General features: G+C 58.0%; 10 protein-coding genes. 7 read left to right on the top strand and 3 right to left on the bottom strand.

The features are described from left to right. Positions 1–79: 79 nt before the first annotated feature. From CJU81_RS04745 to rarD (CJU81_RS04730), 3 genes are all read left to right on the top strand, one after another. Entirely contained in the window at positions 80–1,393 is a 1,314-nt protein-coding gene (locus tag CJU81_RS04745) for an MFS transporter (RefSeq protein ID WP_095035699.1), read from the top strand. An 869-nt stretch (positions 1,394–2,262) separates the two neighbouring features. Beyond that, entirely contained in the window at positions 2,263–3,147 is an 885-nt protein-coding gene (gene rarD, locus CJU81_RS04735; protein WP_095035698.1) for an EamA family transporter RarD, read from the top strand. 320 nt (positions 3,148–3,467) lie between these two features. After that, positions 3,468–4,349: an EamA family transporter RarD gene (gene rarD / locus CJU81_RS04730; RefSeq protein WP_029611407.1), complete on the top strand. Its 882-nt coding sequence runs from the start codon at positions 3,468–3,470 to the stop codon at positions 4,347–4,349. Positions 4,350–4,365: 16 nt separating this feature from the next. On the opposite strand, the gene CJU81_RS04725 is transcribed toward rarD (CJU81_RS04730), so the two are convergent. Then, positions 4,366–5,661, bottom strand: a complete 1,296-nt coding sequence (locus CJU81_RS04725) for an ATP-binding protein (protein ID WP_095035697.1) — start codon at positions 5,659–5,661, stop codon at positions 4,366–4,368. Positions 5,662–5,665: 4 nt separating this feature from the next. Next, positions 5,666–6,367, bottom strand: coding sequence for a response regulator transcription factor (locus tag CJU81_RS04720; protein ID WP_016780901.1), 702 nt, complete (start codon positions 6,365–6,367; stop codon positions 5,666–5,668). Positions 6,368–6,537: 170 nt separating this feature from the next. Here CJU81_RS04720 and CJU81_RS04715 point away from each other — a divergent pair, with 170 nt between their 5' ends. The 3 genes from CJU81_RS04715 to CJU81_RS04705 are packed head-to-tail and all read left to right on the top strand — an operon-like array spanning position 6,538 to position 11,484. Further along, positions 6,538–7,692: an efflux RND transporter periplasmic adaptor subunit gene (locus CJU81_RS04715; protein ID WP_095030767.1), complete on the top strand. Its 1,155-nt coding sequence runs from the start codon at positions 6,538–6,540 to the stop codon at positions 7,690–7,692. A 2-nt stretch (positions 7,693–7,694) separates the two neighbouring features. Further along, a complete protein-coding gene (locus tag CJU81_RS04710; protein ID WP_095035696.1) occupies positions 7,695–10,796 on the top strand; it encodes an efflux RND transporter permease subunit in 3,102 nt (1,033 codons plus the stop codon). 52 nt (positions 10,797–10,848) lie between these two features. Beyond that, entirely contained in the window at positions 10,849–11,484 is a 636-nt protein-coding gene (locus CJU81_RS04705; RefSeq protein ID WP_095035695.1) for a DUF1345 domain-containing protein, read from the top strand. 185 nt (positions 11,485–11,669) lie between these two features. Here CJU81_RS04705 and hppD read toward each other — a convergent pair whose 3' ends face one another. After that, positions 11,670–12,746 carry a 4-hydroxyphenylpyruvate dioxygenase gene (gene hppD / locus CJU81_RS04700; protein ID WP_095030764.1) on the bottom strand — a complete coding sequence of 359 codons (1,077 nt, stop codon included), beginning with the start codon at positions 12,744–12,746 and terminating at the stop codon, positions 11,670–11,672. 336 nt (positions 12,747–13,082) lie between these two features. Between hppD and CJU81_RS04695 the strand changes: the two genes are divergently transcribed. Beyond that, entirely contained in the window at positions 13,083–14,630 is a 1,548-nt protein-coding gene (locus CJU81_RS04695; RefSeq protein WP_095035694.1) for an EAL domain-containing protein, read from the top strand. The last annotated feature ends 152 nt before the right edge of the window (positions 14,631–14,782 follow it).

The raw sequence follows: 14,782 nt of genomic DNA, 5'->3' as shown, positions 1-14,782 counted from the left end.
GCGTTGTGGTGACCGAGACTCAAGCTGCGGTCAACGTTACCCCTGGATCGTGAAAAAACATAATAAAGAGAGACATAAGATGTCACAGAGCGCCAGCGCATCGCCGATCAGCGATGACGATAAAAACGCCATTTACAAGCGCATCACCCTGCGTTTGATCCCCTTCATTTTCATCTGCTATCTGTTCAATTACCTGGACCGGGTAAACGTTGGCTTTGCCAAATTACAGATGCTCGACGCCCTCAAGTTCAGCGAAACAGTGTACGGCCTTGGTGCCGGGATCTTCTTTATCGGCTACGTGCTGTGTGGCGTACCGAGCAACCTGGCTCTGACCCGATTCGGCCCAAGGCGCTGGATTGCGGTGATGATGATCAGTTGGGGCACGCTGTCGACCTGCCTGATGTTTGTCACCACCCCTACCGGCTTCTATACCCTGCGCCTACTCACCGGCGCGGCCGAAGCGGGCTTCTTTCCGGGCGTGGTGCTGTATCTCTCGCAGTGGTTCCCGACGTTTCGCCGTGGCCGCATCATGGCTCTGTTCATGTGCGCCATTCCGGTCTCGGGCCTGATTGGCGGGCCATTCTCCGGCTGGATCCTCAGCCATTTCGCTGCAGGCCAGGGTGGTCTGGCCGGCTGGCAGTGGATGTTCCTGCTGCAAGGCGTGCCTACGGTGTTGCTGGGCGGCCTGGCGATCTACCTGCTCAGTGACAGTTTCGCCAACGCCAAATGGCTGGGCGCCCACGAGCGGGCAGTACTGGAAGCTGACCATCGCCTGGATGCGGCGAGCAAGCCGGCGTCTTCCACCGACTCGCTGCTGGCCGTGTTCAAAAACCCGGCGATCTGGGCCTTTGGCCTGATTTACTTCTGCATTCAGAGCGGTGTTTACGCGATCAACTTCTGGCTGCCGTCGATCATCAAGAACCTGGGCTTTAGCGACACCCTGGTGATTGGCTGGATCAGCGCCATTCCCTACCTGCTGGCAGCGGTATTCATGCTGCTGGTCGGTCGCTCGGCGGACTTGCACAAAGAACGTCGCTGGCACCTGGTGGTGCCGATGCTGATGGGCGCGCTGGGGCTGGTAATTGCGGTGAACTTCGCTACCCAGCCGGCCATTGCGATTCTGGGCCTGACCATTGCAACCATGGGCGCATTGACCGGCTTGCCGATGTTCTGGCCGGTGCCGACAGCGATGCTCAGTGCAGGCGCGGCAGCGGGCGGGCTGGCATTGATCAACTCAATGGGGCAGATGGCCGGTTTCCTCAGCCCGTACCTGGTGGGTTTTGTCAAAGACGCTACGGGCTCCACTGACGTGGCCCTGTACCTGCTGGCGGCGGTGATCGTGGTCGGCAGCCTGCTGGCCCTGCGCATGACCCGCGGGATCAAGAACGCATAGACAAGCCTTGTTGTGGGAGCGAGCGGGCTCGCTCCCACAGTTGAAGTTTTCTTCAGACCCTGTAGATACTCTGTGGCAGGTCAAACCTGCCTCCCTACGTAATCAAGAGCCCCTCACCCTAGCCCTCTCCCGGAGGGAGAGGGAACTGACCGCACGCGACATCACTATCTCCACTGATCAGCTCCCTCTCCTACAGTTGAAGTTTCCTTCAAACTTTGTAGCCTCAGCGAGGCTGCGATCGAGAGCGGCTTCAAAGATTGCGCAGCACACACTTGCGCCAAATAGGTCGGTCGGCCGCCTCGGCGGCTTTTGATCTGCTGTTGATCTTGATCTACCCGCCCCATCGGGAGGCCGAGAGGAGGTTCTGTGGAGTGGGTCGACCGGCATGGATGCCGGGAGAGCCGCGATGGGCCATGGATGGCCCGTGGCGGCGGGCCCACGGAGCGGGACCGGAAGGAGGGAACCTGAGCGCAGCGAAGGCCGTACGCCAGGGGCAAGGCCTTTTTGGTTCCTTTTGTGGCTGTTTGACAAAAGGGACTCGCCGTAAGGGCGAAACCAATATTGCAGTCTGATGCAGATGCCGGATATGTACTCGAGTTTACTGTTTTCCTGTAGCCGCTGCCGAGGAACGAAGGCTGCGACCGGTTTGGTGCGCCACGGCGGCGCAGTCGTAAAGCCGGAAACTGAGGTTCTTCAGGTAAATCCCGGACTCAGGTTTTACGGTCGCTTCGCAACCGGACGCAGCCTCGCTGCGCGAGTCAGCGGCTACATGATTTCTACGCATTTGCTGTTGTTATTTGCCCTACAGCCCGCCGAGCCTCAAGCTACGCACTTCTAATAATCAAAATGCGTGTTTCAACGAGGCTGTTGTGTCCAAAGGTATTGTTCTGTCTGTTCTGGCATCGAGCCTGTTCGGTGTCATGTATTACTTCACATCCCTGCTCTGGCCCTTGAGCGGCGCCGAAATCTTCGGCTGGCGGATGCTCCTGACCCTGCCCTGCATGACCCTGTTCATGTGCTTTTCCGGCGATTGGCGATTGATTCCGGCGATCTTTTCGCGGCTGCGCCAGCAACCCCGGTTCGTTGCGGTGCTGGTTGCATCCAGTGCACTGGTGGGTGTGCAGCTCTGGCTGTTCCTCTGGGCGCCACTCAATGGCCACAGCCTTGACGTATCGCTGGGCTATTTCCTGTTGCCGCTGACCATGCTGCTCACCGGGCGCCTGGTGTATGGCGAGCAACTGTCCCACCTGCAAAAAATCGCGGCGGCACTGGCGACCCTCGGGGTTGCCAACGAGGTGTATCGCGTGGGCGGGTTCTCCTGGACGACGCTGGTGGTGGCCATCGGCTACCCCTTGTACTTTGTCCTGCGCAAACGCGCCCGCACCGACAATCTGGGCGGGCTATGGGTCGACATGTTGCTGTTGATTCCGGTGGCATGGTGGTTTGTGCAAAGCGGCGAGCAGGGCTTCGATGTGGCCAGCCATCGCCCGGCGCTGTATGCACTGATCCCGATGCTGGGGGGCATCAGTGCCCTGGCACTGATCAGTTACATCCTCGCCAGCCGGATGCTGGCTTTCAGCTTGTTCGGCTTGCTCAGCTATGTAGAGCCGGTGCTACTGGTACTGGTCGCATTGCTGCTGGGCGAAAGCATCAGCGCGGGGCAATGGATGACCTACCTGCCGATCTGGCTGGCGGTGCTGGTGTTGATTTTTGAAGGCTTCAAGCATCTGGTTCGCCAGCGCCGATCTGTGTAAACAGTGGGAGCGAGCCTGCTCGCGAAGGCATCACTGCGATTTCCCGCAATGGTCGCGTTGCCTGCTTCGCGAGCAGGCTCGCTCCCACAATCTGCCCTTTTGCACAGTAACAGCCCACCGTTAATCAGTTTTTTTCATAACACGAACGCTCGTTTAAAACGACTTTGGCCCAGTAATTGCTTGGGCTTTTACAAGCTCAACATTCCCAACAAGAATCAGTCCCAAGTAGTTGGTTTAAAAGGCGTTTGCCAATGACCTCCAACAGCCTCAAGCTATGCGCCCACTCACATGAGTAACGTTGTAGATCCATTGAGGTTGTTGTGTCTAAAGGCATTGTTCTATCGATTTTGGCTTCCTGCTTGTTTGGCGTCCTGTACTGGTTCACTTCCCTTCTCTGGCCCCTTGATGGTCAGGAAATCTTCGGCTGGCGAATACTGATCTCGCTGCCCTTTATGACCCTGTTTATCTGCCTCTCTGGCGATTGGAAATGGGTTCCCATAATTTTCAAACGCTTACGCGATAAACCTCTACTGATTCCATGCGTACTGCTCACCAGTTTCCTGGTTGGCCTGCAGCTGTGGATGTTTATGTGGGGGCCGCTCAACGGTCACGGTCTGGATGTTTCGCTGGGTTACTTCCTGTTGCCCCTCACGATGATCCTCACCGGCCGCATTGTGTACGGCGAGCACCTGTCGCACCTGCAAAAAATCGCCACGGCGCTGGCCGTGGTCGGCGTGGCCAATGAGCTGTATCGCACCGGCGGCTTCTCATGGACGACCCTGGTGGTCGCCATCGGCTACCCGATGTACTTTGTGCTGCGCAAGAAGATCGGCATCGACAACCTGGGTGGCCTCTGGCTGGATATGTTGCTGATGGTTCCGGCGTCACTGTGGTTTGTGCTGGCAGGGCCGCATATCGATCTTGGCGAGCAACGCCAGGCACTGTATGCACTGGTACCGCTGATGGGCATCATCAGTGCGGCCGCCGGCTTCTCGTACATCCTGGCCAGCCGCCTGCTGCCCTTCAGCCTGTTTGGCTTGCTCAGTTATGTCGAACCGGTACTGCTGGTGGCCGTCGCCCTGCTGCTGGGCGACAGCCTGCAAGACGGTCAATGGCTGACCTACGGGCCGATCTGGCTGGCGGTGGTAGTACTGATCATTGAAGGCTTGAAACACGTGAGCCGTCAGCGCCGCTCCATCTAGGCCGCAACACCCCGCTTCAAACCGGCAACCAGAGTTTGAAGCGGGCACCGCCCAGCGGTGATTGCTCGACGTTCAGCGTCCCGCCCTGCGCTTGCAGGGCACGACGACTGATGGCAAGACCCAGGCCAAAGCCCCCGGTCGCGCGGTCGCGGCTGCGATCCAGGCGGTAAAACGGCTCAAAGATCCGCTCGCGTTCCTGTTCGGGAATGCCGATACCATCGTCATCCACCCACAGTTCGCAGCCCTGGGCAGTGACGTTCACACCCACCTGTATACGTCGGTCGCAGTAGCGCATGGCATTGCGCAGCAGGTTTTGCAGCGCCCGGGCGGTCAGGCGCGGATCAAGGGCAAAGCGCTCCTGAGTACCTTGCAGCAACACATCGAGGACGATATCGGGGGCCTCCAGCTCCTCATCGAAACTGCCTAGGATGCTGTCAATAAACTCATCCAGCGACACGTCAATCCGCTCCGGCAGCAGCGCCGGGTTCTGCAGGCGGCTGAAAGACAACAGCTCAAGCACCAGTTCGTCCAGTTCACGGATATGCCCCACCAGCACTTGCAGGCGTTCACGACTGGCTTCGGGCAAGTCGTCACACAACACCAGGGCCAGGCCAAAGTCCAGCCGCGTCAAGGGGGTGCGCAGTTCATGGGACACCGCATTGAGCAAGTCACGCTGCTGGTTGAGCAGGTGCTCGACATCCTGTGCCATGGCATCAAACACCGTGGCCAGACCATGAATATTGGAACGCTGGGAGATCTGCGTGCGTTCGCTCAACTGCCCCTGGCCGATGCGTGCCGCCGTCAGTTTGAGACGTTCCAGGTCGCGCCAGTGCGGTCGCAACCACAACAGCAAGCCACCGAGCATGGCGGCACCGATCAGCACGTTGATGCTCCAATACAGCACATTCATGTCAAACGGGTCAGGCGGCATGACCCATTCGATTGCAACCTGATCGTCCAGCGGTGAAACCACCAGCGTACGCCAGCCCCACTCGCCAATGCGCAACACGCCCTGCCCCTGCTTCAACTGCTGTTGCTCGTCGGCAGTGAACTTGGCATCGGTGATGGGCAACAGGTTGACTCTTATCGGCTGGAACTGCGTATCGATTTCCCGGGCCAGATCGGGCCATTGTTCCGCGGGCAAGTGATGGAACTGCTTGACCAGCAGGGCCTGCATGCCCCGCGACATGTCGATGTTGTAGTTCATGAAGCGCTCATGAAACAGCGACACGATCACCCCGGGCACCAGATAACTGGCCATGGCAAACGTCACGATGGTCACCAGATAGAGGCGTATCAGGATCTTGAACATGGACTCAGCATTCCCACTCGGAGCGGCTGAACAGATAGCCCTTGCCCCACACGGTCTTGATCTTGCGGGCTTCACCGGCGCAGTCGTCGAACTTGCGCCGCAGCTTGGAGATGGCCACATCGACCGAGCGATCAGTACCGTTGAACTCAATGCCGCGCAGACGCTGCAGAATCTGGTCGCGGCTCAGCACTTCACCGGCGTGCCGGGCCAGCACCACCAACAGGTTGTACTCGCCGCTGGACAGCTCGACGGTCTGCCCGCGCCAGTTGACGGTGCGCTCCGACAGGTCGATGCACAGGTTGCCGATGATGATGCGGTCACTGGCCATCTGCGGCTCGGCCAGGCTGCTGCGACGCAAAAGAGTGCGCACGCGGGCCAACAGGACGCGGGGCTCGCAAGGTTTTGTCACATAATCGTCAGCACCCATCTCTAGCCCCAGCACCTGATCATGGCTATCGTCGCGGGCCGTCAACATCAGGATCGGCAGGCTTGCCGACTCGGTACGGAGCAAACGGCAGACTTGCAGGCCATCAAGGCCCGGCAACATCAGGTCAAGAATGACCAGGTCCGGGGGGTTGCTTCTTGCCCTGTCACAGACTTGATCGCCGCGGGCAATCACGCTGACTTGATAGCCATTGCGCTCCAGATAGCTGGCAATCAGCTCCGAAAGTGCGGCATCGTCTTCGACCAGCAAAATAGTGGGCATAATAACTGCTTACAACCGGGGGAAACCCGAAGGATATACAACCTGGCACGGATAGCCGCATAACCTTCACACTTTTTCACACACCCTCTACATAGCTTCACAACGCCCCTTGCGTGCTGCGCTTAGCATGCCAAACAGAAACAGCCCGTACATTTCAGAAGGCACGATCGTTGAAAAAGCTCTTCGCCCCTCTATTTCTCACGGCCCTGGCCCTGGCCATCAGCGCCTGTGACAAAAGCCCGGTCGCTGAAACCCGGCCGCCACTGGCCAAAGTGCGCACCGAAGTCATCGCCACGGCGCCACTGTCGGTCAATAACGAATTGAGCGGGCGCGTCGTCGCCCCGCGCGTGGCGCAAGTCAGTGCCAGGGTCGCGGGCGTGGTGCTCAAGCGCGTTTACACCGAAGGCAGTGAGGTCAAACAAGGCGATGTCCTGTTCCTGATCGATCCTGCACCGTTTCAGGCCGATCTGGACAGCGCCCAGGCAGCACTGCGCAAATCCGAGGCAGTGGCCCTGCAGGCAAAACTGCAGGATCAACGCTATGCCGAGCTGATCGGCATTAACGCCATCAGCCGTCAGGACCATGACAACGCACGCGCGGCAGCGCAGCAAGCCAACGCCGATGTGGCCGCCAACAAGGCCGCCGTGCAGCGCGCAAAGCTGAACCTGGGTTATGCCACCGTGACTGCGCCGATTTCCGGGCGCATAGGCCGGGCGCTGGTAACGGAAGGTGCACTGGTCGGCCAGGGCGAGGTCACGCCGATGGCGCGCATCCAGCAACTGAACCCGATCCATGTCGACCTCACTCAGTCCACTCGCGACCTGGACAACCTGCGCGAAGCGTTCCGTGCTGGCGAACTGCAACAAGTTGGCAAGCAACAGGCCCGGGCCACCCTGATTCGTGACAATGGCAGTGCTTACCCGCTGCCGGGCAAGTTGCTGTTTACCGATGTGACGGTTGACCCGAGCACTGGGCAGATCATCCTGCGCAGCGAATTCCCCAACCCCGACTATGACTTGCTGCCCGGCAGCTTTGTGCGGGTACGCCTGGAGCAGGCCGTCAACAAGGAAGGTATCAGCGTGCCGCAACGGGCAATCCTGCGTGACAGCGCCGGTATCGCCCAGGTGCTGTTGATCGATGCCGACAACCGCGTGCAATTGCAGCCGGTACAACTGGGCGGCGCGCAAAATGATCGCTGGGCCGTCACTTCGGGGCTCAAGGCCGGTGACAGGATTGTCACTCAAGGTCTGCAACACGCCCGCCCGGGCGAACAAGTCCAAATCGATGACCCGACACTCCCTCTCGCACACTCCACGGATCGGTGAGCATGCCGCAGTTCTTTATCGACCGCCCGGTCTTCGCCTGGGTCGTTGCGTTGTTCATTCTGCTGGCGGGGGCCCTGGCCATCCCGCAGCTGCCTGTCGCCAAATACCCCGACGTGGCGCCGCCGCAAGTCGAGGTGTACGCGATTTACCCGGGGGCCTCGGCGCAAACCCTGGACGAAAGCGTGGTCAGCCTGATTGAGCAGGAGCTCAACGGCACCGACGGCCTGCTGTATTTCGAATCCCAAAGCAGCCTTGGCAGTGCCAGCATTACTGCGACGTTCAAACCCGGCACTGACCCGGAAATGGCCCAGGTCGACGTGCAAAACCGTCTCAAGGCAGTTGAGTCGCGCCTGCCCCAGGCGGTTATCCAGCAAGGCTTGCAGGTCGAAAAGATCTCCTCGGGCTTTTTGATGCTGGTGACCCTGACCGCAGACAGCACCAGTACGCTGGACGAGGTCGCGCTCAGCGATTACCTGGCGCGCAACGTGATGAACGAGGTCAAGCGTATCGACGGCGTCGGCAAGGCCCAGTTGTATGGTGCCGAGCGGGCCATGCGCATCTGGATCGACCCGCAAAAGCTGATCGGTTTCAACCTGACCCCGGCGGATGTCAACCAGGCGATTGCCAGCCAGAACGCCCAGGTATCGGCAGGCAGCATCGGCGACTTGCCGGGTCGTTCTACCCAGGAAATCACCGCCACGGTTCTGGTCAAGGGCCAGCTCTCAACGCCGCAAGAGTTTGCTGATATCGTCCTGCGCGCCAACCCCGACGGCTCAACGGTACGCGTCAGCGATGTGGCCCGGGTTGAGATCGGCAGCCAGGAATACCAGTACGGCACGCGGCTGAACGGCAAGTCCGCCAGCGCCTTCAGCGTCAAGCTGGCCCCGGAGGCCAATGCGCTGAACACCGGCAACCTGATACGCGCCAAGATGGACGAACTCAGCCGCTATTTCCCGGCCGGTGTCGAGTACACCATCCCCTATGACACCACGCCCTTTGTCAAAGTCTCGATTACCAAGGTTATCTACACCCTGGTCGAGGCCATGGTGCTGGTGTTTCTGGTGATGTACCTGTTCTTGCAGAACATTCGCTACACCCTGATCCCGACCCTGGTAGTGCCGGTGGCACTGATGGGCACGTTCGCCACGATGCTGGTACTGGGATTCTCGATCAACGTACTGACCATGTTCGGCATGGTGCTGGCCATCGGGATTCTGGTGGACGATGCCATTGTGGTGGTGGAGAACGTCGAGCGGATCATGGTCAGCGAGGGGCTGTCCCCCCGCGAGGCCACACGCAAGGCGATGACCCAGATCAGCGGCGCGATTGTCGGCATCACCCTGGTGCTGGTGGCGGTGTTTATTCCCATGGCATTCATGCCCGGCTCGGTGGGGGTGATTTACCAGCAGTTCTCGCTATCGATGGCGACCTCGATTCTGTTCTCGGCATTTCTGGCCCTGTCATTGACCCCGGCGCTGTGCGCAACCCTGCTCAAGCCGATCGCCAAGGGTGAGCATCACACCAAGGGCGGTTTTTTTGGCTGGTTCAACCGCAAGTTCGAGCACCTGAGCGCAGGGTATGAAAACTGGGTGGTGCATCTGATCAAGCGCAGCGGCCGCTATCTGCTGCTGTACGGTGCCTTGCTGGTGATTCTGGTGGTGTGCTTTGCACGCCTGCCCTCCTCTTTCTTGCCGGTCGAGGATCAGGGTTACATCATCACCGATATTCAACTGCCGCCGGGTGCCAGCCAGAACCGCACCATCAACGTGGTCGAGCAGATCGAGGCCCACAACGCCAGCGAGCCCGGCGTAGGCAATACCACGATGATTCTGGGCTTCAGTTTTTCGGGTAGCGGGCAAAACGCGGCACTGGCCTTCACCACATTGAAGGACTGGTCGCAGCGCGGAGCCAGCGATTCGGCAGCGGCGATTGCCGATCGGGCCAACGCGGCCTTCAGTGAACTCAAGGACGCGATTGCCTTTGCCATCTTGCCGCCTCCGGTCAGCGGCCTGGGTACGTCCAGTGGTTTTGAGTTCCGCCTGCAAGACCGCGGCGGGGTGGGTTATGACGCATTGATGCAAGCCCGCAGCGAACTGCTGGCACTGGCGGAAAAAAGCCCGGTACTGGCCAATGTCCGTGAAGAAGCGCTGGCAGAGAGCCCGCAAGTGCAACTTGAAGTCGATCGCAAGCGCGCCAATGCCCTGGGGGTTTCCTTTGCCGACATTGGTGCCGTGCTGTCGACGGCCGTGGGTTCGGCCTACATCAATGACTTCCCGAACCAGGGGCGCATGCAGCGGGTCGTGGTCCAGGCTGAAGGTGACCAGCGCAGCCAGGTCGAAGACTTGCTGAAAATAAATGTGCGCAACGACCAGGGCAAGATGGTACCGCTCTCGGCCTTTGTCGAAGCCCGCTGGATCCAGGGGCCATCACAGTTGACGCGCTATAACGGCTACCCGGCCATCAGCATCTCCGGTGAATCGGCTGCCGGTCACAGTACTGGCGAGGCGATGGTAGAGGTACAGCGTCTGGTCGACCAGTTGCCTGCAGGCATGGGCCTGGAATGGACAGGACTGTCGTTGCAGGAGCAGGTTTCCGGCGCGCAGGCACCGGTTCTGCTGGCCTTGTCGCTGCTGATCGTATTCCTGTGCCTGGCCGCACTGTATGAAAGCTGGTCGATACCGACTGCGGTTTTGCTCGTAGTGCCACTGGGCGTACTCGGTGCCGTGCTGGCGGTAACGCTGCGCGGGATGCCCAATGACGTATTCTTCAAAGTAGGCCTGATTACGATCATTGGCTTGTCGGCGAAGAACGCCATCCTGATCATCGAGTTTGCCAAGACCCTGTACGACGAAGGTCATGATCTGGTGGACGCTACCGTCCAGGCTGCCCGCCTGCGTCTGCGCCCGATTGTCATGACATCGCTGGCGTTCATTCTCGGCGTGGTGCCATTGGCCATTGCCACGGGGGCCAGCTCGGCCAGCCAGCAGGCCATTGGTACCGGTGTGATCGGCGGCATGATCGTCGCCACCCTGGCGGTGGTGTTTGTGCCGGTGTTCTTCGTGGTGGTCATGAAACTGACAAGAAGCAAGCCTCGCCAGCGTTAAGCCAGCGCGGTGCGTGCTAAGGTGCTGCATTACTTGGTAACAGGGATTGTTTATGTCGCACCTTGCTCGCACCCATCCTCGCCTCACCGTCGCCACCCTGCTCGGGGTGGCGGTCGGCATTTTCGCCCCCGCCTCCACACTGACCACCAAGTTTCTGCTGGGCTGGAATGCCGGGGTCTGGCTGTATCTGGCAATGACGCTCTGGCTGGTGATCCGCGCCAAAGCCTGTGACGTGAAAAGCACAGCCGAAGTGGAAGATGAAAACGCCAGCATGGTGTTAATCACCGTGTGCATTGCCTCGATTGCCAGCCTGGCTGCCGTTACCCTGGAACTGTCAGGCAACAAGCTCAGCGATGGCGATCGCCTGATGCATTACGGTTTCACGGGACTGACGGTGGTGGGGTCGTGGCTGATGATCGGGGTTATATTCAGCCTGCATTACGCGAGGCTGTTCTATAACAACGAAAGGACTGAGCCGGCGCTGCGCTTTCCTGAAGGGGAACTGAACCCGGACTACTGGGACTTCATGTACTTCTCTTTCACCCTCAGCGTTGCGGTACAGACCGCTGATGTGAGTATCGCCACCCGCGAAATGCGCAAGGCGGTGCTGGGGCATTCACTGCTGGGGTTTTTGTTCAACACGGCCGTGCTGGGGTTTTCGATCAATATTGCGGCGGGATTGTTTTAGAGGGCAACAAAAAGCCCCTAACCCTAACCCTCTCCCGGAGGGAGAGGGGACTGACCGAGTTGATGCAGGATTCAACTCGGCACTATCAGACTGCCACAACCTTGAAATATCCCTCGATCAAGCTCCCTCTCCCTTTGGGAGAGGGCTGGGGTGAGGGGGTTGTGATTCAAGTCGGCTTTTAGTCGCTAGTCAGTACTCAACACACCACGACGTACCTGGTCGCGTTCGATGGATTCAAACAGCGCCTTGAAGTTACCTTCACCAAAGCCGTCATCACCCTTGCGCTGAATAAACTCAAAGAACACAGGGCCCATCAGGGTTTCCGAGAAGATCTGCAGCAGCAGACGCTTGTCTTCCGAGTCAGACGAACCGTCCAGCAAAATCCCCCGTGACTGCAGCGCTTCAACCGGTTCGCCGTGGTTTGGCAGGCGACCTTCAAGCATTTCATAGTAGGTCTCTGGCGGTGCCGTCATAAAGCGCATGCCGATTTTCTTCAGTGCGTCCCAGGTCTTGATCAGGTCATCGCTGAGGAATGCCACGTGCTGAATGCCTTCGCCATTGAACTGCATAAGGAATTCTTCGATCTGGCCTGCGCCCTTGGACGATTCTTCGTTCAAGGGAATGCGGATCATGCCGTCCGGTGCAGTCATGGCCTTGGAGGTCAGGCCGGTGTATTCGCCCTTGATGTCGAAATAACGAATTTCACGGAAGTTGAACAGCTTCTCGTAGAAGTTGGCCCAATACGCCATACGACCGCGGTAAACGTTATGGGTCAGGTGATCAATGATCTTCAGCCCCGCACCTACCGGGTGGCGGTCGACACCTTCGATAAAGACAAAGTCGATGTCGTAGATGGAGCTGCCTTCACCGTAACGGTCAATCAGGTACAACGGAGCACCGCCAATGCCTTTAATGGCCGGCAGGTTCAGTTCCATTGGTCCTGTAGGGATATGCACCGGTTGCGCACCCAGTTCCAGCGCACGGTTGTAGGCTTGTTGCGCATTGCGCACGCGAAAGGCCATGCCACAGACCGAAGGGCCGTGCTCGGCCGCAAAGTACGACGCAACACTGTGGGGCTCATTGTTGAGGATCAGATTGATATCGCCCTGACGATACAAGTGCACGTCCTTGGAGCGATGGGTTGCCACCTTGGTGAAGCCCATGATTTCAAACACAGGCTCGAGGGTATTGGGTACAGGGGACGCGAATTCGATGAATTCAAAGCCCATCAGGCCCATCGGGTTTTCGTATAGATCAGCCATTTTGGCGCCTCATCATGGTCATTTTTAGAATTAACTGGGAGTTATTCGCTAAGAATGCTGATGCTGGCGGGAGGCGCGCAGGAAATCCCGCGTACACTGCGCGCGAGAAAATCACCGTAGATCAATTGCAACCCGAATCGCTTCATTTCGATCCATCTCTTACGCGGTAGGGCTTCTGCTGGCAGAAGTCGTTATTCTTGTATGCGTAAGACAATTCTACATGGCGTAATCAAATTTGTCCTGGGCATGTGAAATTTCCCTGTTTGCGGCGCATGCATTTACTATTGTTTTGTAAGTTGGCAACCAAGCCTTCCCTACGTGTTACCAGGATTCTGCATGCCACTGACTCTGAAGCTGAGCCGAAAATGGACTGATCGCTACGCCCTGATTGTCCTTAGCGGCATGTTGCCAGTGGTGCTGGGGGTTCTGATCATTGTCTGGCAGGCCAACCGCTCACTCAAACAGGAGACCACACAAACCGCCCAAGAAGCAGTGCGTCAGTTTGACTTGATGCTGGACAATGCAAAGCTTGCTGCCGATGTTGTTCTGCCGCTGGCAGGCCAGGACTGCGAACAGGTTGAACTGGCCTTGCGTGATCAGGTCACGCGCCGACCTTTCGTGCGCTCGGTTAACCTGGTGTGGGACAACCAGATTTACTGCACTTCTTTGTTTGGCCGTTACAAGGAAGCCGTGACCCCTGGAAACTATGCAGGCGGTGTGTTGTGGCTGATGCCGGGTACTTTGGTGACGCCTAATGACCCTGTGCTGGTTTACCGGCAGAATAATGACAAGCGCGGAGCACTGATCAGCCTGTATGGTTTCCATCTGGTTAATGTTTTGGGCCTGATCAATCAGAAAACCCAATTATTGATTGAGGTTGGCAATGTCTGGATCGATCGTTATGGCCTGGTGCGCCACTCACCGCCACCTCATCTACCTGTAGCGCAAGCAATAGTGCCTTCAATCGATTACCCCTACCGCGTGGTGGCCGGGTTTAATGAGGGAGAAGTCTGGCGTTATATTGCCTCGCAATACCCGGGCTTGCTGGCTTTATTGATTTTTCTGGGGGTTATTTCTGCGGCGACAGTTCATCAACTCAAAAAGCGCGCCACTTCGCCCACTCATGAACTGCAGCGCGCCCTGGACGCAGCCGAATTCATTCCTTACTTGCAGCCGGTTGTAAGGGGCGACACCAAAGAATGGGCCGGTGCCGAAGTGTTGATGCGCTGGCAACACCCCAGAGAAGGGCTGGTTCGTCCCGATCTGTTTATCCCGTTCGCAGAACATTCGGGATTGATTGTGCCGATGACGAGCTCGCTGATGGAGCAAACCGCACTCTTGCTGGCTCCCCATGCCAATTGCATGGAGCGCGGTTTTCACCTCGCGTTCAATATTACCGCTCACCATTGCCGGAATCTCGAACTGGTAGAGGACTGCCGCCGCTTTCTCGAAGCGTTCCCGGCAGGGCATATCAATCTTGTACTGGAACTAACCGAGCGCGAGTTGATCGAACCGAGCGCCACAACCCATGAATTGTTTAGCCAGTTGCACTTGCTGGGGGTGATGATCGCCATTGATGACTTTGGCACCGGCCATTCAAGCTTGAGTTACTTGCGCGAGTTCAACGTTGATTACTTGAAAATCGATCAGAGCTTTGTCGCCATGATCGGTGCCGATGCATTGTCCAGACATATTCTGGACAGCATTATTGAACTAAGCGCCAAGCTGGACCTGGGCATTGTCGCCGAAGGGGTCGAAACACAAGAGCAAAGCCAGTATCTGGCCGACCATGGGGTTGATTTTTTACAGGGCTATTTATTTGCCCGGCCAATGCCGCCGAGCGAGTTTATCCAGGCCTTGCAGGCGCAGTTAACCGTGACTTAATAACAAACAGGCTTGCAGTTGAAAACTTTTTTCAGAGCGCCCACCTTCAGGACTTGGCAGCACAAGAATTAACAACTACAATTTTTTTGTCGCGGCACTAACTTTTAATGATTGCATCAGCAGGCGTGCAACCCATGAGCAAAGCATCCTGG

Source organism: Pseudomonas fragi (genome assembly GCF_002269505.1).
Classification (GTDB): Bacteria; Pseudomonadota; Gammaproteobacteria; order Pseudomonadales; family Pseudomonadaceae; genus Aquipseudomonas; species Aquipseudomonas fragi_D.
This window is presented reverse-complemented; position numbering and strand designations above follow the sequence as displayed.

Bases quoted from the DNA above. Each gene is read 5' to 3' on its own strand.
- CJU81_RS04745 (WP_095035699.1), top strand. From the start codon at position 80: ATGTCACAGAGCGCCAGCGCATCGCCGATCAGCGATGACGATAAAAAC.
- CJU81_RS04705 (WP_095035695.1), top strand. From the start codon at position 10,849: ATGTCGCACCTTGCTCGCACCCATCCTCGCCTCACCGTCGCCACCCTG.
- CJU81_RS04725 (WP_095035697.1), bottom strand. From the start codon at position 5,661: ATGTTCAAGATCCTGATACGCCTCTATCTGGTGACCATCGTGACGTTT.
- hppD (WP_095030764.1), bottom strand. From the start codon at position 12,746: ATGGCTGATCTATACGAAAACCCGATGGGCCTGATGGGCTTTGAATTC.
- CJU81_RS04710 (WP_095035696.1), top strand. From the start codon at position 7,695: ATGCCGCAGTTCTTTATCGACCGCCCGGTCTTCGCCTGGGTCGTTGCG.
- CJU81_RS04720 (WP_016780901.1), bottom strand. From the start codon at position 6,367: ATGCCCACTATTTTGCTGGTCGAAGACGATGCCGCACTTTCGGAGCTG.
- CJU81_RS04695 (WP_095035694.1), top strand. From the start codon at position 13,083: ATGCCACTGACTCTGAAGCTGAGCCGAAAATGGACTGATCGCTACGCC.